This is a genomic window from Pseudahrensia aquimaris (assembly GCF_042676045.1).
Classification (GTDB): domain Bacteria; phylum Pseudomonadota; class Alphaproteobacteria; order Rhizobiales; family Rhizobiaceae; genus Pseudahrensia; species Pseudahrensia aquimaris.
This window is the reverse complement of the sequence record NZ_JBHTJV010000003.1, coordinates 69620-95161: the sequence shown is the minus strand read 5'-3', so window position 1 is coordinate 95161 and position 25542 is coordinate 69620. Positions and strand designations below refer to the sequence as shown.

The following is a 25542-nucleotide window of genomic DNA, read 5'->3' as shown; positions in this document are numbered from 1 at the left end:
CCGAAAATCGACGCTTCGCAATAAACAGCAGACCCAAAAGAGGGGAAAGTTGATATCAAAAAGGAATAACCATCAGAATTCACATTGAAATCAAACACCATCGTATTTTTTCATGGGGCTCATAATCGGGAGTAATACCAAATGGCAATCACGCTAAACACATCGGTCAACCTATTGGGGCCCGAGTTCACTGCAACAGGCATAACCTCTGGCTTTCAGTTCAAGGGAGACGTCATCGGCCTTGAAAGCGGTGGCTTTGCGGTTGCCTATTACACCAGTGGCGGACCCGTGCGCATCACGGAATGGGATGTGGACGCAAACGGCCTCTCGACGCAGAGTTACGATCTGTTGATGTCGAATTCTTCACCCACCTTCAACGGACCACCCACAATAGCCGAAATCGACGGCGGGATCATGACGATTGCCTATGATCAAACGGCCGATATCACGCGCGGCTTTGTGAATTTTGGCAACGGCGGATTCTTTACCATTTTCGATGTGATTGCCGGGCAAGCTGAATTGGTCAATGTTACGGCGTTGGGCGACAATGCACTGATTTCCTATGGCAAAAGCAGCGGTGGGTTGACCAGCGCCTTCTTTCAGGTGCGCAACAACAGTGGCGATATCATAGTTCCCGAAACCTTTGTCGCGTTGGGTGAATTGAGCGTGACTGCAGTGTTGAGCAACGGGCGTTTTGTCGTCATTTACAAGGACGATGGCGGCCTAACCACTCAAGTGCAAGGCAATGTTTACGCCCAAGTTTACGAACCGAATGGCACGATTAGCTCAGGTGGCCTACCGCTCTTTGGCCCGACAAACGGCACTATCGACTTTCTCGATGCAGTTGGCGGTCTGCCGGGCGATCGATTTGCGGTTGTCTGGGATGATGGGCTGACGCTGCTTCTCGGTATTTATGACCAGAACGGCAATTTGTTTGCTAGTGCGCGGGTCGACAGTCCGAACAACATGCGAGACGAAGACCTGCCTCGCGTAACACTGATTGAAGACAAATATCTCGCCGTGAGCTGGACTGAGGAATTTGCGGCAGGCGATGAAGATATAAAAACCAAGGTTTTCGGGCTCGACGGCACTTCAATTGATCCTGAGCGACTGCTTGAGGGGACAGTGAACGTACTGGAGTATGACACCTCAATCTCAAGCATCGGCGATGGCAAATTCGTTACCACCTATTTTGATGACGCCATTGGCGGCGGCGACATTCGCGCAGAGTTGCAGCAAATCGTACGCACATACACTGGTGATGGAGCAGATGACGATTTCTCAAGCATAAGTGGGTTGGACGACAACGTCACTGATATCATGGTCGGCAATGGTGGCGCTGACATTCTGGCCGGGTTCGGCGGACGTGACGAACTGTATGGAGGTGCCGGATTGGACCGCCTTTCGGTGAGGCCACAGGACATACGGCCGGGAGAAGTTTATGATGGTGGTGGCGATACCGACCAACTCATCATGGGGTCTGATTTAGGCTTCAGCGTATTCGATTTTGGCGGCTCGATCATCAATGACATTGAGCTCTTTTCGTTTCAGTTGAACTCGTCCAATGCGTTCACAGCCATAGCGCGTTTTGAATTGGATGACTTCAATACGTCTGGACCGCAGTCGTTCGCAGCATTCAACACCATCGGCACCGTGCCAGCATCCGTCGACTTTCAGATTGAGATCGACCTCCGAGGAGCCTCAAGTGCGGATTTGAGCCAGTTCCAGTTCCAGAATGTTGGTGACGCAACTGATTCTGTGGTGATCAGCAATATTGGGACCAACGGCTTTGTCACCGGAACAACCATTAATGACGTTATCGAGCTGGGTGATTCCGGTGGAGGCGCTTCTGGTGGGCAAGGCGATGATAGACTGGTCGGCGGCATGGGCACCAACAACCTGAATGGTGGCATCGGCATTGACACCATGATCGGAATGGATGGCGATGACGTCTATTCCGTCGGAGATTCAGCCGACGTGGTAATCGAACAGGAAAACGAGGGAACAGATATCGTCTTCAGTGTCGCCTCCAGTTATTTTCTCGCCGACAACGTGGAAAATGGCTCCTACATCAGCTCCGCTTTGGGTGCCACTTTGGGGGGTAACGAACTTGCCAACACTCTTAACGGTAATGGTCGCGAGAACACTTTGATTGGCCTTGGTGGCAAAGACACGCTTGTTAGTTTTGGCGAAGGCAACACCCTGGATGGGGGTGAAGGTGATGATACCTACTCTATCCGTTCAGCGAACAATACGTTCATCGAAAGCGTTGGTGGCGGTTATGACATCATAAACGCTTCTGGCGTTGCAAGTTTTACATTGCCAGACAACTTCGAACGGTTGAACTTCACCGATACCATCAACCATGTGGCCAAGGGCAATGCTCTCGACAATCGGTTTGCGGGTAATGCAGGCAATGACCGTTTCCTGATCGATGAGGGCGGCGCTGATACGTTCTCGGGCGGGTCGGGCATAGACGTTTTCGATGCCCGCGCCAGCGACACAGGCGTTCGGATTTATCTCAACGACCAGACCAACAATACGGGCGCGGCCGCAGGCGATTTGTTTGCCAGCATCGAAATTTTCGCTGGATCAAATTCCTCCACCAGCTTTGACGTTATGCGCGGAGGCGATGGGCGGTCGCGTTTTCAGGGCGGCAACGGTGACGATGTACTAACTGGCGGCAACAACATCGACTTCCTGCGCGGCGATAACGGCGACGATATCCTAAACGGCGGCAACCAGCGCGATACGCTGAATGGGGGGCGTGGAAACGATACGTTGCGCGGCGGCAACGACCGCGACCAGTTCAACTTTGTTCAGGAAGATTTCGGGCAGGACACGATTACCGATTATCAGGACGGCCTGGATTACTTCAAAATTTTCAGCACCATCGCGACCGATCTCAGTGATTTCACCATCACTGGAAACGGAACGTCGACGGTCCGGCTGACATTGAACTCGGATACGTCAAACTTCATCGACGTCAACGGCATCAACGGAACAGACGTCACCCTGACCGCGTCGGATTTCCAGTTCTACTAGGGGCTTTTGAAGCTCCAAACACTCCCCTTGCCAAGTGAGTTGGCTCAATCTGAAGGGCCAACATCATGGCGGTATTTATCGGTAATCAGTTCGACAATTTTGCGGATGCGGACACCGGCTTGTTGGTTGGCTATTCTGGGGGGACCGTTGCAGAACTTCAGGATCAGTTCGGCGACACATTCCGGGCAAGCCTTGGGTTTGATCGGGTACGCAGTGGTATCGGCGGCGATCTGTTTTTTCTTGATGATGCCAGCAGCACCGAGGGCGATGAGCTGGATGGCGGGGCGGGTTTTGACACCATCAATGCAGAGAACCTGACCGTCAGCCTCACCCTTTCTCTCGCTACCGGTTTCACAAACTTCGGTGGCTTCATGCGAAATTTCGAAGTTGTGCGATCCGGCAGTGGGAATGATTCCTTGTTCGGGGGGAACGCCGACGAAGTGTTCAGCGGTGGCGCAGGCAACGACACAATCGATGCGGGATTTGGAAACGATATCGTCCGGGGCGGCGCCGGTCAGGATATTCTGGATGGTGGGGGCGATATCGATACGCTTCTGGTTGATGAATTTAACGGCACATATGTCATCAACCTTGTCACCGGCGTCACCAATTCGGCCGAGACAGCCGTAAACTTCGAGAATGTCACCACCGGGGACGGCAATGACACGGTCACTGGAACGTCAGGCGCCAATACAATCATCACCAATGGCGGTCGTGACACCGTCAGCGCTGGCGACGGAAACGATATCGTTCGCGGTGGTGCTGGTGCGGATACATTAGATGGCGGCAATGATATCGACACCCTTCTGGTTGACGAATTGACCATCGACTACACGATCAATCTCGCCAACGGTGTTACCAATGTATTCGAGATTGTTAACAATGGCGGCATACCGCTGCTAGTAATTGAGACCGCTATCAATTTCGAAAACGTGACGACGGGCGTCGGCAATGACGACGTGACGGGCTCTTCAGGCGCCAATGTGATCATAACCAATAACGGCTCCGATACGATCAATGGCGAAGGCGGCGATGATATTATCGACGGAGGTGACGGTGCTGATACGCTCAATGGCGGTGACAACAACGACACCATTCGCGGTGGTGCAGGCGCCGACACCATGGATGGCGGATCGGGAAATGACACGCTTCTGGTGGACGATTTTCTTGGCAGCTATGAAATCAATCTAACAACAGGTGCAACATCCCGACGGGATCCGGTCACGTTTATCAGTCAAACTGACGAAACGGCGGTCAACTTTGAGAACGTTACCACGGGTGTTGCGAATGACACCGTGGTTGGCACGTCTGGAGCTAACATCATCATCACCAATGGTGGAGCCGATGTCATCAATGCCGGTGCGGGAAATGATGTAGTTGACGGTGGTGCAGGCATCGACACGATTAACGGCGGTGACAACAACGATACAATTCGTGGTGGCGATCAAAGCGACATCATGGACGGGGGTGATGGCATAGACACTTTGCTCGTTGACGAGTTCAACGGCGCTTATGAATTGAACCTTATAACCGGAGTGACGAATTTTGCCGAGACGGCCATCAACTTCGAGAATGTGACCACCGGCAACGGCGATGACGTTATCGTAGGAACCGACCAGGCAAACGTCATCAATACGAATGGTGGAATGGATATCGTTGATGCAGGCGATGGTAATGACATTGTCTCGGGTGGGCTAGGCGATGACCAGTTGGATGGTGGTGATGGAACGGACACGTTGCGAGTTTTTGGTTCTTTTGCTGAATCGCTGAATATTTTTATCGACTACGAACTCGATATGACGACGGGTGTTACGAACACTTCAGAGACGGCGATCAATTTTGAGAACGTAGAAACCGGCAGCGGCGACGATGTAATCCACGGCAGTTCTCTTGCCAACAACATCCTGACAGAGGGTGGCAACGATACCGTTTTTGGCGGCGATGGTGACGATGATATTTCTGGTGGGGCAGGGGACGACACGATCGAGGGCGGTCTGGGGGCCGACATACTCAGCGGGAACGATGGCGACTCCGACACACTTAGCTATTCATTGTCGAACGGCGGCGTGATTGTGAGCCTTCCGGGCGGCACAGCAGCCAATGCGTCTGCAGGGCTCGGGCACGCTGATGGAGATGTATTCAACGGTTTCGAGAACATTACCGGCTCCGGTTTTGATGATGTTCTCACCGGACAGGTGTTTGAACACAATGTGCTCATCGGTCGTGGTGGTAATGACATTCTTAACGGGCTTAACGGCGAAGACACGATAATCGGGGGTGCCGGGGATGATATTATTCAGGTCTTCGGTGATGGCGAGAATGACACCATCGACGGTGGGGATGGCATCGATACACTGCAGTTGAACAACCTGTTTTCTGGCTACACGGTCAATTTGGCCGATGGGCTTTACAGCGGGACCAACATAGCTGGCTCAGAAAAAACAATTGAGAATGTTGAGAATGTCTCGGGTACCGCGAACGCCGATGTGATCGTCGGTGACAATCTGGCCAATACCTTGGATGGGAATGAGGGCGCAGACAGTCTGTCCGGCGGCGGTGGAAACGATATCATTCGAGGAGGGGATGGAATTGACACTATGAATGGTGGCGACGGCATCGATACCGTGCTTTTCGATGATGTGTCCGTCGATATTTCGGTCGACTTGATATTCGGCTTAAGCAGTCTTGGCGACTCCATTCAAGAATTCGAGAACGTCGAAACCGGAATTGGCAACGATAGCGTGCGCGGCAATTTTCTTGCCAATGTTATCAAAACTGGCGCAGGAATTGACTTCATCCAGAGCGGGGGTGGGCGAGACATACTCGATGGCGGCGCTGATGCGGACACGATGACTGGTGGAACTGACAACGATCAGTATTTCATCGATGATCTCGGCGATGTCGTCATTGAGCTTGTCGATGAAGGTTTTGATATTCTCAACGTAAACATATCTGGCGGCGCTTACAGCTACACGATGCCGGAGAACACCGAACGGCTGAATTTGGGCGATGCCAACAATCACGCGATAAAGGGAAACGCCGGTGACAACCGCATCAACGGCAATTCCGGCGTCGATCGTTTCATCATTGACGAGGGCGGAGCAGATACGTTTTCAGGCGGCAATGGCACCGATATTTTTGATGCCCGCAGCAGCGACAACGAAATCCGTATTTTCTTGAACAATCAAAGTTTGAACGGCGGAGCGGCTGAGGGAGACATGTTTGCCTCAATCGAAATCTTTGCAGGTTCGAATTCCCTGACGGAAGGGGACATCATGCGAGGCGGGGAAGGCCGTGCACGCTTCCAAGGCGGCAGCGGCGACGATCTCTTAATTGGCGCGAACAACATCGACTTCCTTCGCGGCGACAATGGCAATGACACCCTGATCGGAGGTAATGGCCGCGACACGCTGAATGGTGGGCGCAATAACGATACGATGACTGGCGGTAACGCCCGCGATCAGTTCAACTTCGTCCAAGCGCAATTCGGGCAAGACACGATAACCGACTATCAAGACGGTTTAGACTATTTCAAAATCTTCAGTTCAATCGCGACGGATCTCACCGATTTCACCATAACCAACAACGGAACATCCAGTGTGCGGTTAACGCTCAATTCGGATACATCGAATTTCATTGACGTCAACGGCATTAACGGAACAGACGTCACGCTAACGGCCTCAGACTTCCAGTTCTACTAGAGGACCCAGCTCTTCTGGAGGGCGTTGTACCACGCTTAATCCAATCAACGATCATCGGCACGTGCGAGTAATTCATCAGCCCGCCACCGTCCTCCACGAGATGCAAATCACAAGCATCGGGAAAGGCTTGTGCGAAACGGGTGGAAGCCGTTTGTGAGACGTTTGGGTCAAACGCACCTTGAAACAGCGTTATTTTGTGAGGGCATGATTTGGCATAATCAGACCAGTCTGACATCGCGCGGATCATATCCCGACTGGGTTCCTCGAACCCTTGTTCAGTGGTCATCAGCGAGCCGATTTCGATGGATTCCAGAACGTCAGGATCTTCCGTGAGAGCCACATCAACAGGTGAATTTTCATACATGCGGGCAATGAACCGTTTGCTTCCCAGCAACTGCATCAACCGTCTGCCAGAGCGTAAAATGAGCCCAGCCAAAGCCGGTGATCGCCTAGCTGCCTCGATGAGGGAGCGCGTCCATTGAGATGCCACATGGGCGCTTTCCTCAAACGTTTTGGGCATTACGCCATTGACCACACAAGCCCGCTCTATGCGGTGGGGAATGAGGCCTGCGACAAGAAAAATAAGATAGGCGTTGGACGCGCGACCCATCAGAATGCAGCGCTCGGCCCCGACTTGATCCAACACCGCCTCAATGTCGCGTGCCACACACTCATCAGTCGACATGCCGTTGGCAGGGGTGTCAGTTTTTCCCGTTCCGGGTTTGGAAACGCAGAGCATTCTAATATCTGCAAGGGCGAATTGCTGTTCAATTGCCGGAGTCAGGGCGTGGCCAAACAGACTTGGTAGTGAAATCACGACCTGACCGGTCGGGCTGCCCGCCATCTCCACACTCAGTGTTCTGCCGCTGTCACGCAAAAGATCGAAGCGGCGTCTGTGGGGGCGAGACCGCGTTTCCAGCACCGTTCCGATTGAACCAACCATAATGGTTAGCGAGTAGCCCAGCCGCATCAACTCGCTTTGGCTGGCGCATCCAGTTTTCTCGAAAATCGACTGCATTTGATTGCGGATTGTGGTGGTGGATCGGTTTCGGATTTCGGCAATTTCTGCAAACTGCCGCCCTTCCAGAAACAGCTTTAGCAAAGCCGCTTCGGTTTCGGTCAAGCCACAGCCATCTGCCAACAGATCGCTCATAGCCTCGCTGCTTTCGTTGGTTTCAACGCTGACAAGCACCATCGGTTCATCGAGTCCGGTGCCCGGGATTTTGGTCACCACAAGGCTGGTCCGCAGACCTGATTGCGGATCGGTACATCGCTTGAGGGCGAAGCTCTCTCCGGTTGTGTTTGAAGTTATGATTTTCCCGATTACGCTTGAAAGCGCTTCGCTTGCGTCTAGTTCCAGCCGTATGGCCTAGACACTGTTGCCAATTTCAACCTGATAGGTCGCCCACGCCGCATCATTAAGCGCCAAGATTGTACCGCGAGCGCTGATACAGAAGGCAGGCGTTTTGAGCATCTCCAGATTGACGACCTGAGAGCCTTCTGGCTTGTCATCCCGTTCGCTCATGTCGGATAGGGCTTTTAGTGCCGCAGTTTCGATTATGGTGAAACGGTCGGTCTCGTGTTGTTCTTCAACCGTATCGAGATCAGCGATATGGCGTCGCCATTCTTCGATAAAGCCATCGTATTGATGCGGTTGGTTGACGAGGTCGCCGATTTTGCTGACCAATTGGTCGGTGGATGTGCTCACTTAAAACGCCAAAAAAGACCAACAAGACCACCGAAATAGTACATATGCATCATGCTCGCAAGCTGAAGGCCCGATAGATTTATCGGGAGGGCACCCCGGATTTCGCGCAAAATGATTCAGCGTTGGGGTTAAGTGAACAGATCAAAACTGGCCAGCCGCGTGCGTCTCGCCGTTTCCACTGAGGAGAGACTATCATGGCGGCACCCGTTCAATGGCTAGGCAACACACCTGTGGCTACATCGTTCGTAGATGAAAAGCGCAGCAGCATAACGCAACTGACGAACGGCAATTTTCTTGTTGTTTACGAGACCGCTGACAATTCCGGCAACACGTCGCAAGGCGGCACAGATATTGCGGCTGATCTATACGATCCGCTCGGCAATCTTCTGCAAAACAATGTGCTGCTCAGCCCGGGTGCGGTTGGCGACGATGCAGAGTGGCCTGCCATTACGGCATTGGCCAATGGCGGCTTCCGCGTAACATATCGTGTCGACTTTGCCGCCAATCCGGCCGGGATGCAGGACAATATCTTTATCGCGACTTACGATGCCAATCTGGCATTTGTGACATCAAATGTTCTTGACCCGTTCGGCACTTTTCAATCCGAAATCGCTGCGGCCTCATCCGGCGATATTTCGATGAATGTCTGGGTTACGCAGGCTAACGATGCGATCAATGGTAATATCTTGCTGGCTGACGGCACCATCCTGAACCCCGGCGGTTTTGGCGGTCAGATCAATATCGCTGAAACACCTATCCCAGGAGACACGGTTGCAGGGCTGGACATCGCAACGCTGAACAACGGTAATTTTGTCGTGTCCTGGGTGCGCGATGTCGACGGGTTCAGCGATATTGTGCAGTCCGTAATATATGACACGACCGGAACCGCAGTTTCCGGCGAAATCTCTGTCTACTCGAATGGTGAAAACTCCGATACCAGCGTTGCAGCGCTCAGCGACGGTCGTTTTGCGATTGCCTGGGTCAGAGAGTTGACGGGGGGGGATACTGAAGTTCGTGCCGCAATTCGCAACGCCGATGGTTCGTTGTCGCAAAGCAGCTTCCTCGCATCGTCCAGCACTTTGGGCCCGCAATTGTCGCCTGTTATTGTCGGGCTGCCGGATGGCGATTTCATTGTCTTCCGCTTTGACGATTTTGACGATACCATCTGGGGGCAGCGGTTTAATGCGGACACCTCATTCGACGGAGGCGAGTTTGGAGTTGTTAGCGGGGCCAATTTCCTCAAGGAATTGGATGCAACAGTTCTGGAAGACGGCCGCGTCGCAATATCCTGGACACGGGAACTCAGCGCCAGCGATGACGATATCCGCTTCGCTATTTTCGACCCGCGCGATGTAGCCAATACGGCAAACCCTGCGTATACCAACAATCTCGTTGTCGGCACTGTTGGCGTGGACATCATCACGGCCGTGGATGGCGTCGAATATGCGCTCCATACGGGAAATGATTCGCTGATCGTCGGCAACGGGAGCAGCGGAAACAGCATTTCAACGCTGAACTACGATGGAGGCGATGGAACCGACCAGTTGCAAATTTTTGGAACCGGTACATTCGATTTCACCCAATCAACTGCCTCAATCACAAGTATTGAAGACTTATTTTTCAATCGACAATCGATCACCACCTCCGTTGCTGAATTGACGATTTTCGGAGATGAACTGTCCTCTATACCCACGATGGGGTTTGCATCTGGAAGTGGCCTTGCCCTCAGAGCTGACATCAATGTTGAAACAAAGTTCGGGCAGGCCAATTTCGATCTCTCTGGAATTAGTCTTGTTTCCTACACGCCGTTTTTGGCTGGCACCGACCGAGGCGTGAAAATTAACATCACGCCTGACTTACAGCAAAATAATATCACGGGAACCGTGGGCAACGACACATTCAAGCTGGGCGCAGAAGGGGTATTTAACACCGACGGGCTCGACGGTCACGACGGCATCGACACGATAGATCTGACTGGTGCAACGACCGGCTTTACCAGAGCAGTTGTGTTTAGGGACGTAGGAAGTTCAATTTCAATTGTTGGTGGTGCGAGCAATGTTGCATCAATCGAAAATTTTGAAAATGTCATCGGTTCAGAAGTGCAGGACAGTCTGTTCGACGCTACAACGACCCCCACAGCCAACGTATTTGAAGGCAATGACGGCGATGACTTCATTATTGGCGGCCTTGGAGCTGACGCCACATATGGCGGCGCCGGCAGTGATGTATTCTTCATACGAAACTCGTCAACTGGCAACGATCTAGATGGTGGCACAGAAATCATCGATGGCGGTGCCGACTTCGATACCGTGACCGTGTTAGGTGGCGATGTAAACTTCGGAACTTTCATCACTGACTTCCGAACTGTCGAGTTTGCAGGAATCGAGCAGGTTATTTCTGGAGACATATCCAATCCGGGCGACTTCATTGGGCGTCATCTTCAGTTCAATCAATCCCAGTTTGGCACGGGCTTGGCCAATGACTTAGTGATCCAGGGTCGTGTTACCGATGACTTCGCTGACGAAATCACAGTCTACCTCGATAGCGAGACGGACACGTTTGATGCGAGCGGCTTCACCTTCACGAACTGGACGAGCTCGGACCAATTTATTGTCAGAAATGATTCAGCAACTGCAAATCAGAAGATCATCGCCAACGAAGGCACTGATTTGCGTATTATCGGCAATGATGGCGTGCAGACAATTTCTTACGAGAACGCATCACAAGGGGCATCTTTAAGTCTGTCCTCACAGATTGGCGGCGGGGGAAACAGCGGGAATGGCTTTGGTGGTGCGGCTACCGACCATACTTACGACCGCGTCGAAAACGCTACCGGTTCAATCTACAGCGACGACATAACGGGCTTCACGGATAGCGGCTTTTTGGGAACCTTTGGACCGAGCACATTGATGGGGCTCGGCGGCAACGACCTGCTTCGCTCCGGTAGTTTGGAAACAGAAATGATTGGTGGGACCGGCAACGACCAGTATTTTCTAACCGGAGAGATCGCGTCCACGATTACGGAGTTGGAAGGTGAGGGCGAAGACTTCGTCTACGTTGAAGAAATGTCGAGCTATACACTCGGTGACAATCTGGAGCGGCTTATCTTTACCAGCACCGGCAACCACACAGGCAAGGGTAACGAACTCGACAATCGCCTGAACGGCAATGCAGGTGTCGATCGGTTCCTCATCGATGAAGGAGGTGCGGACACATTCTCCGGCGGCCCTGGTGTCGATATTTTCGATGCCCGGGGCAGCGATAACGAAATCCGTATTTTCTTGAACAATCAGGCTCTCAATGGCGGCGCAGCGGAGGGGGATATGTTCGCATCCATCGAAATCTTCGCCGGTTCCAATTCCATCACCGATGGCGACATCATGCGCGGTGGCGATGGGCGGGCCCGTTTTCAAGGTGGCAATGGCGACGATTTGTTGATTGGGGCCAACAACATTGACTTCCTGCGCGGCGACAATGGCAACGATACGCTTATCGGCGGTAACGGGCGCGATACGCTCAACGGCGGTAAAGGCAACGACATGCTGACTGGTGGTAACGCGCGAGACCAGTTTAATTTTGTGCAGGCATCTTTTGGTCAGGATACGATCACTGATTATCAGGACGGGCTCGACTATTTTAAAGTGTTTAACGTGATGGCTACGTCTTTCAGTGATGTCACAATCACGGACAACGGCACGTCAACCGTGCGTGTGACGCTGGACAGCGCGCCTGCCAACTACATTGACGTGAACGGCATCAACGGTACGGACGTGACGCTAACGGCCTCAGACTTTCAGTTCTACTAGGGTTTCAGACCACTGGGGGGTGGAGGAGTAGCCCGGCCGTTGCGCCATATGGGTGTGGCGGCGGGGTTCTGTTTTTTCGCAAGCACCAGCATCAGCGCCGTGTATAGCGTTCTGCGATCAATAAAACTGGAAGTCTCCTGCATCAATCGTGACGTTTGATCCGCCTTCGCCGTTAAGCGTGATCGTGTTGTCTCCAGTTCCATCGTTGAGCGTTAAAACCACTGTCGAAGTTCCGTTGCCTGCAATGGTGAAGTCGGAGACCTCATCGGCCACGTTGGAGAATGCGCACAGATAATCGAGGCCATCTAGATAGTCAGTGATGGTATCGTGATCGAATCCAGCAAAAATCGATCGTCCCCGAATGAATTGGTCCACCCTATTGTTGAGTAGAAGGAGGACCACAGATGGGTTGCAAACGTCACAAACCGGAGGAGATTATCACGAAGCTGCGTCAGGTTGATATGCTGGCAGGACAGGGAATGCCCTGTCCTGATGCAATCCGTCAGGTTAGTAGATCTCTTACCGCCAGCGCAAACAGTGTGGCGGGATGGGAACAGATCAACTGAAAGAGCTGAAGAAGCTTCAGAAGGCGAACGAGCAGCTTCAAAGGACTGTTTCCCATCTGACGCTGGACAATTAGATACTGGCGGAAGCTGCGCGGGGAAAGTGTCTCAAGCCCCGCACGTCGTCGCAAGTGCATTGACCGGGTACGTAATGAGTTGGGCGCCTCCGAACGTCGCGCTTGTCGTGTGCTTGGTCAACATCGCTCCACAAAGCGTCATGTGCCACGAGGTCGAGAAGACGAAGAGCGACTGGTCGCTGACATGATCTAACTGGCTCGACAATACGGTCGATGCGGCACCCGTTGCATAGTAGCACTTTTGCGAAATGCGGGATTGACTGTTGGTGATGGACGCATCGAACGCTTTTGGTGGCGTGAGGGGCGGAAGGATACCAGCAAACAGTCCAAGCGAGGACGTCTGTGGCTGGATGATCACACGTGTATCCATTTTCGAGCACCGCATACGAACCACGTCTGGTCGTACGACTTCGTGTGTCACCTAACCGATAACGAAAAAACAAAGTGCAATTGCATTATAGAGTGGCATTTTCAGCAAATAATTTTGATTTCGTTCTCTTCAAAATTTTGGCGAAGGCAAAAAAATGGGTCGCTGATACAAAGAACAGCGACCCATTAATTATTTGAGTTTGCAGACTAAAAGTTTTTATCTTGCAAAATTAGGCTGCAATCTGAAGGGTTGCAAATTCTCGTCGATCAATAGAATTGAAAATCTGAAACATCGATCAACATGTTGCTGCCGTTTGCCGACGTCAACTCGATCTGGCTTGCAGGATTGGCGTCCAGCGTCACTGTTACATTCGCAGTGCCGTTGCCAGTAATAGTGAAGTCCGAGAAGTCAGTGGCAACTGCGGAGAAGAAGCGGAGCGTGTCCAACCCATCTTGATAGTCCAAGATTGCGTCTTGGCCGAAGTCACTGTCAACAAAGCGGAACTGATCACGATCTTTACCGCCTTGCATCTCGTCATCTCCTCTGCCGCCGATGAGTGTGTCTCTGCCATTTCCGCCACGAAGGTCGTCATTACCATCTCCACCTTGCAGGAAATCGATGTTGTTGCCGCCAAAGAGGCGGTCTTCTCCGCCCGAACCAGAGAAACGGGCTCTACCATCTCCGGCACGCATTACGTCGTCTGCGGTTGATGAACCGATAAAGGTTTCAATCGAAGCGAAGAAATCGCCTGCTGTAGCAGCGGTGTTGAAGTCTTGGTTGTTGAGATAAACCCGAATGCCTTCGCTGGACGAGCGGGCATCGAATGTATCGCGTCCGCTACCGCCAGATATTATGTCGGCACCCCCCGCATCAATGATGAATTTGTCATCGCCGGCATTGCCGTTTATGCGGTTGTCTAGCTCATTGCCGCGGGCAACGTGGTCGATGTCCGATGTGAAGTTCAATCGCTCTATGTTGTCGCTCATTAAGACCTGACGAATTGAAGCATTGATGATGTCGTAGCCTTCATCAGCATCTTCAAATATGCGGGCGCCATCGGTTCCAGTGAGGAAGTAGACGTCGTTGTCAGCTCCGCCGTAGAGCTTGTCGGGGCCACCGAATGAAACCAGTTGGTCGCGACCCTCTCCTCCGTACAGGAGATCGATATCTGCATCCATGCCGCTGATCAGAATATCGTAGCCAGCACCGCCATAGACTGTGTCAGCGCCTTCGCCCGCATCAATGAAATCGTTGCCGATATCGCCCCAAATTTCATCGTCGCCAGCAGCGGCACTGATAATGTCACTGGTGATAGAGCCTTCGATTTTATTGCTGCCAGCACCGCCGAAGATTTGGATGTGATCTTTTTCGGTAATAGGCGCGTTGACGGCGGTTTCGTAGTCGAAGTCCTCGAATTGCCATTTCCGCAAATCGACATCTTCATCGCCCGTCAAATCGACTTGAACTCTGTCTTGTGCACCAGCAAGTGGGCTGTTGAACCCCTTTATCGTCGCGTTCGACGTCATGCCGAATTGCACGGTCGTTGCATCCAGTACGAGCGTGTTGTCGAGGCCCGAACCGAATTGAAGCTGCTCAATGCCTGAAATTGCATCGCCACGCAGATCCATCGTCCCGGAACCTGACATGATGATTGTATCGAAACCGCTGCCGCCAATCACCGTCTCGATACCCGATGCTGCGTAGCTCGGGGAGGAGCTACTTTGCATGATGATTAGATCATCACCCTCGCCACCATCCACCGTATCCAAACCGCCACGACCGTTCAGCGTATCAGCACCAGCCCCGCCCATGATGTGGTTCGCTTCTGCGTTGCCCTTGATGTTGTCGCCGATGGAAGTGCCGATTACATTTTCAAAGTTCACAGCTGACTGGTTAAATACGCCGTTAAACAAAACGCCGCTTTCCATATCAAAATCCCAGCCCAAGCCGCCATTGTCCCCTTGCGAAAGGTCCAGAAGATCGACATCAGCGCCGCCATCCATCGTGTCTTCGCCAAGGCCGCCGACGATGGTATCGTTGCCCGAGTTTCCTTCGATAAAGTCGTCGCCCGAGCCGCCAAAAATGGTGTCATTGTTGCTGCCGCCGAACAAATCGTCACTGCCAGCGCCGCCGTAAATTTCATCATCACCAAGCCCGCCGATCACGGTGTCGCCGCCGTCGCCTGCCTCAATCAGGTCGTTGCCTTCGCCGCCATCGATGCCATCATTGCCACCGTTGCTGATGATGTGATCACGGCCCTCCGACCCGGTGATATTCTCTGCGTCGCCGTCTCCAATAATAAGAACGCGATCCACGAATGGCGTCTGATCGATGACGTCAACACCCCGCAGATCAAGGGTTGTTTCCAATCCCATTTCGATGCTGATTGTTTCGTACGTGTTCGGGTTAGAGAAGAAGTCGAACGTCTCAAATTGACCGATCTGGTCCGCACGCCATTTTGAAAGGCTTTCACCGCTACCAGATTCGTTGAAAGCCAAAGTCTCCCAATTGACATATCGATCAGCTACCTGCCGAGTGAAATCGAATGTGCCGTCACCTTCCATAATCAAGCGATCGGTGCCTATGCCACCATCGGCTTTCGCGATGACGAAGAAGTCTGCATCGCCCGGATTGAAACGCAACGCGTCATTGCCTTCAAAGGCATCAATGGTGAAAGCGCCACGATCAAAGAAGAAGTCGTCGTTGTCCGGCGTGCCCACCTGCAAGCCGCTGGTCGTTGCTTCTGCATTTGCGTTCTCTCGTGGGTCCCAGATCTGACTGAACGCATAGTGTGGGTTCAATATACCGCCATCGCCGCCCGAATAGCTGATCATCAAGCGGCCATCCGAAAGCAGCTTCGCGTCCAGATCAGAGAAGATCTGGGATCCAAAGCTGATATTGCTCTCTGCACCTTGTTGAACGCCTTGGCTGTCGAAACGCAGCGCCTTGATGACGCTTTCATCTTCCTGATAGTGCAAGACATAGAAACCGCCATCGCCACTCTCCACCACTTCTGCGAGCAGTTGGTTGTTGCCGGCATCCGTCGTCGGGGTGAACGTATCGCGACGAACGGTGCCGTCCGCTTCTAGAACAATTGCGCGTATCCCGGTGTCCGTACCGCCGGTATTGTCAATGATCCAAGCCAGAGCAATCGCGCCATCCGGTAGCGTCGCCATGCTGGGCATGCCCTCTTCGTCAAATTGCTCGGACAAGATCGTACTGTTCACAACAGCGGAAGATGTGATGTCCACAAGGCTCAAATAGAGGTCATCGTTGTCAGGATTGGTATCAACATCGCCGAAGCTGACAGCGAATTTGCCTGTTTCCAGTGCGGTTACTGCCAGACCATCGATTTGGTTGGTTGGATCGCCATTGAAGATGTTGAATTGCTCTTCAATGCGGGGAACTGATGCGTCGATGTTCGCGCCTACCACATCTCCATTCTGCACCCAGACGGCCAGAACCTGCCCATCGCTGCCGATTGCCAATTTTGGCTCGGATAAAGAAGAGACGGAACTGCTGGTTGTGTTCGCCAGCACCGTAAATGCGCGGAAGTCCCCATCGCGCTCAAACTGTTCGTAGACAATTCGCGTTCTGGCAACGCCAAAACTGTCTTCATAGTCATGAGTATAAACGACCGCGAAGGCAGACTGGCCAGAGTTGAAAGTATGGCCACCTTCGAACGATGCGATATCTGCATCGTAAGCGAAGCCATCCGTTGCTTGGGTGGAAAGCTCCACTGGGGCTGTGCCAATAGCTTCCCCCAAAGCGGTATAGCGCCAAGCCAAAACACTGGAGCCATTCACAGGTTGGCCCGGCGAGGTGAAGTCCCGGTTATCCTGAGTAAACGCAGCAATAATCGACTCACCGAATATCGAGTCTATTTGAGTTGCCACAGCATCGGTTCGTTCAAATAGTGGTGTTCCGTAAGAGGGCAGGGAAGTCCACAATTGGGGCGTGGTAAGCATGGTCTAAACCTTCCAAATGGTTTGTTGCGCCAAAAAAGCGCAGTGTGTTCTTCTTCACAGACCAGCGCAGAGTTGCGCTTTAATCTGTGATGCAGGGCGCACACATCGGTAAAACGAATGCGCTGAAACTGAAGATTGGAGAGGATGGCGTTTTCAAACATCACCCAAATTGGTGATGGATCGCGAGAAGGGGGCAAGTGTTCGTCGCGGTGTGAGAAAAGTCACATAGAGAGAGGAAAAGCGTGAGCGACCAACAGCAAGACATTGGCACGATGGCGGTTTTGGAGACTGTGTACTCCTACCGGCTTCAGGGAAAAGAATACGGTGACCTGCTTAGCGATCTTGATCAGGCCATCACTATGCTGGCGCGTTCTGAGATCACAACGGGCAAAATGCCAGACCGACTCAGTGTTTTTGAAGAGCTTGAGACACACTTCGCTATTGCAACGCAGTTGGACGACAGGATTGTTGAGAACACTGACGAAGAGCAGATTCAGAAGTTCATAGACGGGCCCTTGGCTTGTCTTGCCGTAGACAAGAACCTGAAGGTCCTCGCCATCAGCGAAGCGGCCAAGACCAGTCTTGGTTCAATTGAGGATCGCCATATCCGAACGCTCAATATGCGCGACAGTGAGAAAAAATCGCTGTTGCAGGCAATACAAACAGTCTTGGGCGAAACCGAGCAAGGCCCCCGAGATCGTTTGCTCTTTGTGCAACTTGACGAAAACGCTGACATACAACTGTGCAACATCCGGCCGTTCCCTAAGGCCGGAATCGCAATCCTGTTTTTCGATCACTTGAAATGGAACGCCTTCACCGACGAAGCCCTTAAACGTAATTTTGGTCTGACATCGGCCGAAACCAAGGTAGTTAGCGCTTTAATGACGGGCCAGAGACCCAAGGATATTGCGGTCGAAACCGAGCGTTCGGTTGAGACGGTGCGCAGTCAGATAAAATCCATTCTCTCAAAGACCCAGTTGAAAGATACAACTGCTCTTGTGCGGCTGGCTTGCGAGATTATCGCATTATCCGACAAATTTGATGTGCACGAAAACGCTGCGGATCCTGTCGGGTTCTCATTTGTGCCGCCTGCACCCGCAGTGGTGCAGCACAGGGGGCAATCCTTTGGTGTAACCGACATGGCGGGCATCAAATCTGCGTCGCCGGAAAGAACGATTTTGTTTGTTCACGGGCTTTTGCAGGGTCCTTTTGCGACCAGACGGTTTCAGAAACTGTGCCACGAACAAAACCTTCGCGTCATTTCTCCGTCCCGCCCTGGCTTCGGAGCAACGCCGGTCGCGAAAGACAAGGTCGATTTCACAAATCGCAGCGTCGACGACATGGCTCATCTGCTCGACACGGTCAAGATCGATAAAGCCGTTATTGCTTCCCACATGATCGGCAACTACATCACGTCGCGCTTTGCCGCTCGCCATCCTGACCGCATAGCTTGCGCGATCAGCATTTCCGGTGTGGTGCCTGTCGAATTCACGGAGCAATTGAGGCAGCAAAACAACATGCAAAGAATAGCCATGCTCGCGGCGCGCTATTCACCTTCGACCATGAATTTCATTGCAAGAATGGGTGAGCGTTACCTGCGCGAGGGTAACGAACGTAAATGCCTTTCTCAGATTTTCGCACGAGCGCCGGGCGACTTGGCCTGTCTCGATGATCCGGAGATTTTTAGCATCCTTAAGGCGGGCATGAGGCATCTCATGGACAGCGGTCGCAGCGCCTTTATTCACGATTGTCAGGCAGGTGCGACACCGTTTGCGGAGGATTTTTTCAAAGGCTCCCACAAGCGCCATTTCATACATGGTGTTCAAGACAGATCAGTCCCGTTTGAGACTTGTTCGGCAACCGCCAAGAGCGTGCCGGGCTGGACATTCGAAAGGGTTGAAAACGGAGGCCAGAACATTCTCCACACCCATCCTGAGGTCATCGTAGAGTGCTTTGCGAAACAATTGGAATCAGCAGCGCAACCTGTCGTCGCTTAGCGACTTTGTTGCTCCAAAGCGGTTTTTTCGTCTGCCAAGACTCAAAAATTCCCAAGAGATCGGCGATTTTACCCAATATGGGCTATTCATAAGCGCTGCGTACGCAACGTAACTACTCTTCAGCGACTTAGCTGGGAGAGCGAGCGATGGCCTTGATTGTTGGAGATCTTGTTGAACGAGATGAGGTGGAAGACGAGAACGATACCAGTCTAACGCGCCCCATCGGGATCGAAATCGTTTCAATCGCTGGTAGCAAATTCGTCTATATCGCGAGCCAGACGGAGGGCTTGAGCGTCTTTGAGTTGATTCCCAACGGTGATCTCGAGTTCGTGCAAGCCATTGAAGACAGCACCTCACTTCTCTTGGGTGGCGCATCAAGCCTCGTATCCGGCATTCAAGACGGCAATCATTTTCTTTATGTGAATGGCACCAACGAAGATGGTATCACCGTGTTTGAAATAGGCGGTGATGGTTCGCTGACGTGGGTGGAGAATGTTGCTGACGATGCCAGCCTTTCGCTGGACTACAACGTGGGAAAGCCACTGTTCATCGAGATGGATGCTGCCAACCAGTTTGTCGTTCAAACAGGACGCAACGACGATGGCTTGAGCGTCTTTCGCGTTGAAACGGACGGCACTTTAACAAACACCGCAAACGTCTCCGGCAATTCTGTAGCACTGCTGGATGGTGCGTGGGCGCTTGCAAGCGCAAAGTTCTTCGATGGTTTCGAGTACATATTTGTTTCTGGAAACAACGACGATTCCATCAACGTTTATGAATTGGACAATCAAGGCAATCTGATCTTCCTTTCGTCCATCGTGGACACCGCAGATACCGAGATTGAACAAGTCCACTCGATGATCACCGTTTCCATTGGAGACAAGACGTTTCTCATTGCCGCCGGATTTTTCAGCGACCAAATCAGCGTGTTTGAAGTGAACGCGCAAGGCACTCTAAGCCATTTATTTCGCACGGACAGTTCCATACTTAATGGCGTCAACAGCTTGTCGGTTGTGGAAGTCGAAGGGGAGACTTTCATTGCCAGCGCCAGCAACCTGTCCAGCTCAATCAGCATTTATCATATGTCTGCCGATGGTTCATTGGAGCTTGCGACCAGCGAAGCAAATCTGCTGACCGTATCTGATGCCCAATTTGCTCAATCAGGCAGTGATACGTTCCTTCTCGCCAGCGTTTTGGTTGAGGATCGGGTGGTTAGCTATGAATTCGGCGCTGACGACAACCTAAACGGAACCAATGACGATGATGTAATTTTTGGATTTCAGGGCAACGACAGCATCGACGGAGACGACGGCAACGATCGCATCGACGGCGGCACGGGGAATGATATCATCGAAGCGGGCGATGGTGATGACACAATCATCGACGGCCAAATTCCAGCTGATCTATTGGATGCGTTTCGAAACTCGCCCGTCGGAGTTCCATTTTCCCCTGATTCGCTCGCTGACGGCATTGATGACATCCGCGGCGAAGAGGGGGACGATCTGTTCATTCTGGCCTTCTTGAATGGCGATAATTACGATGGTGGTGAGGACAACGACACGCTGGATTTCTCCGGCTCAGTACAATCGTTCAATGGTGCCAACGCCATTGATTTCAGCGCTCCCGGCCAAATCTTTGTAGCCCACGCCTCAACATTTGCAGGCTTCGAAAATGCCATCGGCAACTACCAAGACAATGAGTTCATTGGCTCAGCTGGCGCAAACGTTTTTATGGGCAATGACGGCGATGACGTTCTAGACGGGCGGGATGGTGCGGACACCTTGATTGGTGGAACAGGCAATGACGACTACTTCGTCGACAATGCCGATGACGCGATCACTGAACTTCCCAATGAAGGGTACGACGAAGTCTACACCGACCTTTCGTTTTATATGCTCGGCGACAATTTGGAGCGGCTCAACTTCATTGATGACGGCAATCACACTGGTCAGGGAAATGCCTTGGATAACCGATTTGCCGGGCGAGCAGGAAACGACACATTCATTCTTGATGCTGGCGGGGCCGATATCTTCTCCGGCGGGCAGGGGCAGGATACCTTTGACGCGCGACTGGGATCACTCGGCCTAGAACTTGATCTTCAAAGTGGCACTCATGGAGGCGATGCTGCTGGTGATCTGTTTGCTTCCATCGAGGTGTTTTGGGGCTCCAACATCGCCAACGACTCTATGCAAACTGGAGCCGCTCGTGCCAAGTTTTACGGCTTCGGCGGCGACGATACCCTAACGGGCGGCGACAGCGTCGACTATCTCGACGGCGGCAAAGGTGATGATGTTCTTTCCGGCATGGGAGCCCGCGACGGCCTGCGTGGATTTACGGGTGATGACATTTTGAGTGGTGGCGCTGGTCGTGATTATTTCCAGTATGTCTTTGCCGAATTCGATCACGACACGATCACAGACTATCAAGACGGCCTCGATTATCTGCGGGTGTTTAGCGCGGTTGCAGATAGCGTCTCTGATTTCACCATCACAAACAACGGAACTTCTTCTGTTCTGCTGACCCTAAATGATGGCACAGGCAACAACTCCATCACTCTGCAGAGTGATAACGGCGCTGCGATCAATGTGGATTCTGGAGACTTTGTTTTCTATTAGGCAGCTATTTCTGGTTCAGCGCACAATTTTTTGAGTAAGGACAGGATCAACTGGGGATTGTCGTAGAACAGCAATTGCCCGCACTTTTCCAGCTCGATCAGTTCCAAATGCGGGTATCGCTCGGCTGTCTCTCGCACGGATTCTATGCGCACCACAGGGTCGTGAATGCCGTGAACCTGGGTCGCTTTGCATTGAAGGCCGTCAATGAACTCCGACCAATCCCGAGTGACGTGGCTCGCGTCGATTTCGAAGCCGCGATGTCCTTGCGCGACGGCGAAGTCATATCCTTCTTTGATCGCGGCTCGAATGTCTGGATGATCTGAAATGAGTTTCCAATCCGGCGATCCTTCCACGTAAAGCGACCTCATGAATTTATCTTCATCGCCGTTGCGAAGTTGTGAAATACCAGCGCGTAGGATCGGTTTGAGCAGGGAAGGAGTGAGTTTTGCTGTTAAGGCCACTATGCGCTGACGGGTATTCATCATCGCCATTTGCTTCATTGAGACAATCGGAACACCACCAGAAACGCTCAACACATGCTGGACACGGCCTGGATGTCGTTTGGCGGCCGCAAAAGCAAAAAGAGCGCCTGACATATGCCCAATTATTGGAGCGCGTGGAATTTCATACCAATCCATTATTCGTATCAAATCATCGGCGAATTCCGTCGGAGCGGTTTTGATTTCATAGCGCGAAGGGCAGGAGCCGAAAGCGGGGCGAACAGGGGCAATGAGTCGAATACCCGCCCGGTTGAGAAGCCGTGTCAGAAATCCGATCACGGCGACACCGTCCAGAACACCGTGAATAAAGAACACCGGTTTGCCATCTGCCGGGCCAATTTCATGTACGGGTATGGAGAACTCTTTATCGACTTGGACATGCGTGATGGTGCCCAAGTTCAAAAACTGCTCGCGAAGCATTCCCACTGGAACATTGCCCACTTTGGCGACATGGCTTGCGATGTTCGTGGTGAGTTGAACGAGGTCCGACTGGCTGCGACAGCCAGTCTTACGCAACAGGGTTTTTACCTGCGCACGCACTGTATGACGCGAGCGTGCCCGAAGGTCCGCCAGATCGTTGGGAGCTATACCACGGCAAAGTCCGCGCAGAATTTCTGCTTCGCTACTGGTTATCTGGAACGTGCGTTCCAGCACACTTTCCAATTGCTTACTCCACGGAACCTCCAGCGTGGTCAGCACTGTGAACATCCGATCATGGTCTTCGAAATATTGCGGCTTTGCGATTGCAATGCCCGACCTTTCGTTGTTGGGTTCAAGTGCTTCCAAATGGTTTCTGCTCGTCAATCGCACCACACAGCTCTGCTGAAGCACAGTGGAGGACTCAACGCGGGTAATCAGAGTGGCTAGCTCCTTCAGGTCGGTCGGTTCAAATGCGTCGGAAATATCTTGCAAGCGGGTTGCTGGGCCGAAAAAATCTGAAGCAGTATCAGATCGGCCAACAACATTCCCCAATCGGTCAAAAACCATTGTTGGCATATCGTTGCCGTCTGTCAGTTTCTTCACCGTCGTCGTCGTTTTGGCATCGAGTGATAAGCGCTCCATGATCTCGAACGAGCGCTGGAAATGCTCCGCGATTTCAGGGTCATGGCTGGTCTCGGGGTTTATCCTGTCGTTCTCATAGTCTTCAATCAACGCAGGAAGTTGGCCTTCCATGTAGTCGTCCCATAGCCCCATGAAGTGGTCATATCGATTTGGATCGAGCACCACTTCATAAATTTCGCTAATTAGCTTCTTTTTTGCGTCCTGCTCCATCCGCGCTTTCTGCCTTGCTTTGTGAGGAAACGTCACATTGAAAACAATTGTAGCCCATCTGGGTTATGAACGTTTCTGCCACAACCTTCCAGCGTTGTCCCAGACCAATTAGGCCTTAAGTTCGGCGCGTTACGGCTAAGTCTCGTCGGGATGTATTGGGGGTGTGGACATGGCCGTTGGCGAAAGCATCATGGCTTAGACAGCCGGATTGATGGGCAAAACGGGGAGCCTTGAATTGTGATGGATATCACATTCAAAGCATATTCTGCGTTGTATGCATGATCGTGAACACGGGAGAGCGATATGCCAATCAACTATTACACCGACACGTCCGAAGACACGATAGACGCCGAAGAGCTGAAGCTGTTCAACTATATCAACGCCTACCGCGTTGCGAACGGCCAGACAGAGCTTGCATTGTCAAATGCGCTCACGATTACGGCGAGCCGCCACACCTTGGATACGGTGTACAATATGGGCGTCTATTCCGGTCACAGCTGGAGTGATGCGCCCTATGTAAGCGGTGATAGCTCTACTTACGCCAACATGTGGGATGCACCGGAGCGCATTGGAACGGGCTATACAGGCAATGGCTACGAGATATCGACTGGCTATTCTGGCACGTCTGTCGCAACCGCGACCATGACTGCAGAAAATGCTTTGGCGAATTGGCAAGGTTCGGCACCTCACAACGATGTCATGTTGAGCCAGGGAATTTGGGCGAGCTTTCCATTCACTTCAATTGGCGTTGCCATCCATAAGGGCATCGCGCACGTTTGGTTTGGCCAAGAAGTCGATGCCAGTGGTGGCCCGATTATTGAAGGCGTCACCCCAACGAACGGCTCTGACGTGTTGGAAGGCGACAACACTGCAAATGTCATTGATTTGCTAGACGGGGATGACACCTATCGCGGCTATAATGGCAACGACGAAATCTTTGGCGGCGCTGGTCGCGACACGCTATTTGGTCACAACGGTAACGACAAACTTAATGGCGGCACAGACGCGGACACGATGGCGGGCGGCAATGGCAATGACAGCTATTGGGTGGACCACACAAGTGACAAAGTCGTCGAGAAAGCGGGGCAGGGCTATGATGTGATTTATACCGATCTGTCGTCTTACACCCTGCCTTCAAACACAGAGCGGTTGATTTTCACTGATAACGGCAACCATACCGCGCGCGGAAACAGCGGAGATAATCGGTTCAGCGGCAATGCAGGCAAAGACAAATTCATCATCGACGATGGTGGCGCGGACACATTCTCCGGTGGCTCCGGGCAGGACACATTTGATGCCCGATCCTCCGATACAGGCATTCGTGTATACCTGAACAATCAAGACGCCAACGCAGGCGCAACTGCGGGCGACTTCTTCGCTTCGATTGAAACCTTCATCGGTTCCTCCAGCGCCGCCGATATTATGCGCGCTGGCGATGGCCGGGCTCGATTCTCCGGTTCGGACGGAAATGACAGGCTATATGGCGGCAACAACACAGACTATTTGCGTGGTGATGGTGGCGACGATGATCTGCGCGGCGGTAATGGACGCGATACGATCCATGGCGGCACCGGCGACGATGATCTTCGCGGAGGCAATGATCGCGACCAGTTCCGTTTTGTCGATAGCGACTTTGGCCAAGATGTCATTTTTGATTACCAGGAAGGGCTCGATTACCTGCGCTTCTATTCTGCAGTCGCCGACTCGTTCAGCGATTTCACGATCAGCAACAACAATTCGGCTACAGTCCGCGTCACACTGAAAAGTGACACGTCAAATCACATCGATATCAACAGCCACGATGGCTCTGCCCTTACAATCGACGCTGGAGACTTCCTGTTCTACTAAAATCAGCGGTCGTTCGGTTTAAAAACGACCACAGGGCAAGACTGCACGCAGAAACAATAGAAGAGGCGGTCT

The 25542-nt window shown here is 52.4% G+C and carries 11 protein-coding genes and 1 pseudogene; 7 read left to right on the top strand and 5 right to left on the bottom strand.

The window, feature by feature from the left end; all coding sequences use genetic code 11:
• Window positions 1-141: 141 nt before the first annotated feature.
• Entirely contained in the window at window positions 142-3045 is a 2904-nt protein-coding gene (locus ACFQ14_RS03930; protein ID WP_377211409.1) for a calcium-binding protein, read from the top strand.
• Between the two features lie 65 nt (window positions 3046-3110).
• Entirely contained in the window at window positions 3111-6746 is a 3636-nt protein-coding gene (locus tag ACFQ14_RS03925) for a beta strand repeat-containing protein (RefSeq protein ID WP_377211408.1), read from the top strand.
• On the opposite strand, the gene ACFQ14_RS03920 is transcribed toward ACFQ14_RS03925, so the two are convergent.
• A complete protein-coding gene (locus tag ACFQ14_RS03920) occupies window positions 6712-7980 on the bottom strand; it encodes a LuxR C-terminal-related transcriptional regulator (protein WP_377211407.1) in 1269 nt (422 codons plus the stop codon). The two genes, ACFQ14_RS03925 and ACFQ14_RS03920, sit on opposite strands and share 35 nt — an antisense overlap.
• A gap of 135 nt (window positions 7981-8115) precedes the next feature.
• A complete protein-coding gene (locus ACFQ14_RS03915) occupies window positions 8116-8454 on the bottom strand; it encodes a hypothetical protein (protein ID WP_377211406.1) in 339 nt (112 codons plus the stop codon).
• Between the two features lie 194 nt (window positions 8455-8648).
• Here ACFQ14_RS03915 and ACFQ14_RS03910 point away from each other — a divergent pair, with 194 nt between their 5' ends.
• A complete protein-coding gene (locus tag ACFQ14_RS03910) occupies window positions 8649-12260 on the top strand; it encodes a beta strand repeat-containing protein (RefSeq protein ID WP_377211405.1) in 3612 nt (1203 codons plus the stop codon).
• Window positions 12261-12377: 117 nt separating this feature from the next.
• On the opposite strand, the gene ACFQ14_RS03905 is transcribed toward ACFQ14_RS03910, so the two are convergent.
• On the bottom strand, window positions 12378-12662 hold the full coding sequence (locus ACFQ14_RS03905) for a hypothetical protein (protein WP_377211404.1): 285 nt from the start codon (window positions 12660-12662) through the stop codon (window positions 12378-12380).
• A 2-nt stretch (window positions 12663-12664) separates the two neighbouring features.
• On the opposite strand from ACFQ14_RS03905, the pseudogene ACFQ14_RS03900 reads away from it, so the two are divergent.
• Window positions 12665-13390 (top strand): annotated as a pseudogene (locus tag ACFQ14_RS03900) (IS3 family transposase); the annotation flags it as partial.
• A gap of 146 nt (window positions 13391-13536) precedes the next feature.
• On the opposite strand, the gene ACFQ14_RS03895 reads toward ACFQ14_RS03900, so the two are convergent.
• A complete protein-coding gene (locus ACFQ14_RS03895) occupies window positions 13537-17238 on the bottom strand; it encodes a calcium-binding protein (RefSeq protein ID WP_377211403.1) in 3702 nt (1233 codons plus the stop codon).
• Between the two features lie 242 nt (window positions 17239-17480).
• Here ACFQ14_RS03895 and ACFQ14_RS03890 point away from each other — a divergent pair, with 242 nt between their 5' ends.
• Both ACFQ14_RS03890 and ACFQ14_RS03885 read left to right on the top strand, forming a co-directional pair.
• The gene (locus ACFQ14_RS03890) at window positions 17481-19235 is read left to right on the top strand and encodes an alpha/beta fold hydrolase (protein WP_377211402.1); all 1755 of its coding nucleotides are present in this window, start codon (window positions 17481-17483) and stop codon (window positions 19233-19235) included.
• 146 nt (window positions 19236-19381) lie between these two features.
• Entirely contained in the window at window positions 19382-21850 is a 2469-nt protein-coding gene (locus ACFQ14_RS03885) for a hypothetical protein (protein ID WP_377211401.1), read from the top strand.
• Here ACFQ14_RS03885 and ACFQ14_RS03880 read toward each other — a convergent pair.
• On the bottom strand, window positions 21847-23622 hold the full coding sequence (locus ACFQ14_RS03880; RefSeq protein ID WP_377211400.1) for an alpha/beta fold hydrolase: 1776 nt from the start codon (window positions 23620-23622) through the stop codon (window positions 21847-21849). The two genes, ACFQ14_RS03885 and ACFQ14_RS03880, sit on opposite strands and share 4 nt — an antisense overlap.
• A 303-nt stretch (window positions 23623-23925) precedes the next feature.
• Between ACFQ14_RS03880 and ACFQ14_RS03875 the strand changes: the two genes are divergently transcribed.
• A complete protein-coding gene (locus tag ACFQ14_RS03875; protein WP_377211399.1) occupies window positions 23926-25470 on the top strand; it encodes a hypothetical protein in 1545 nt (514 codons plus the stop codon).
• Window positions 25471-25542 lie beyond the last annotated feature (72 nt).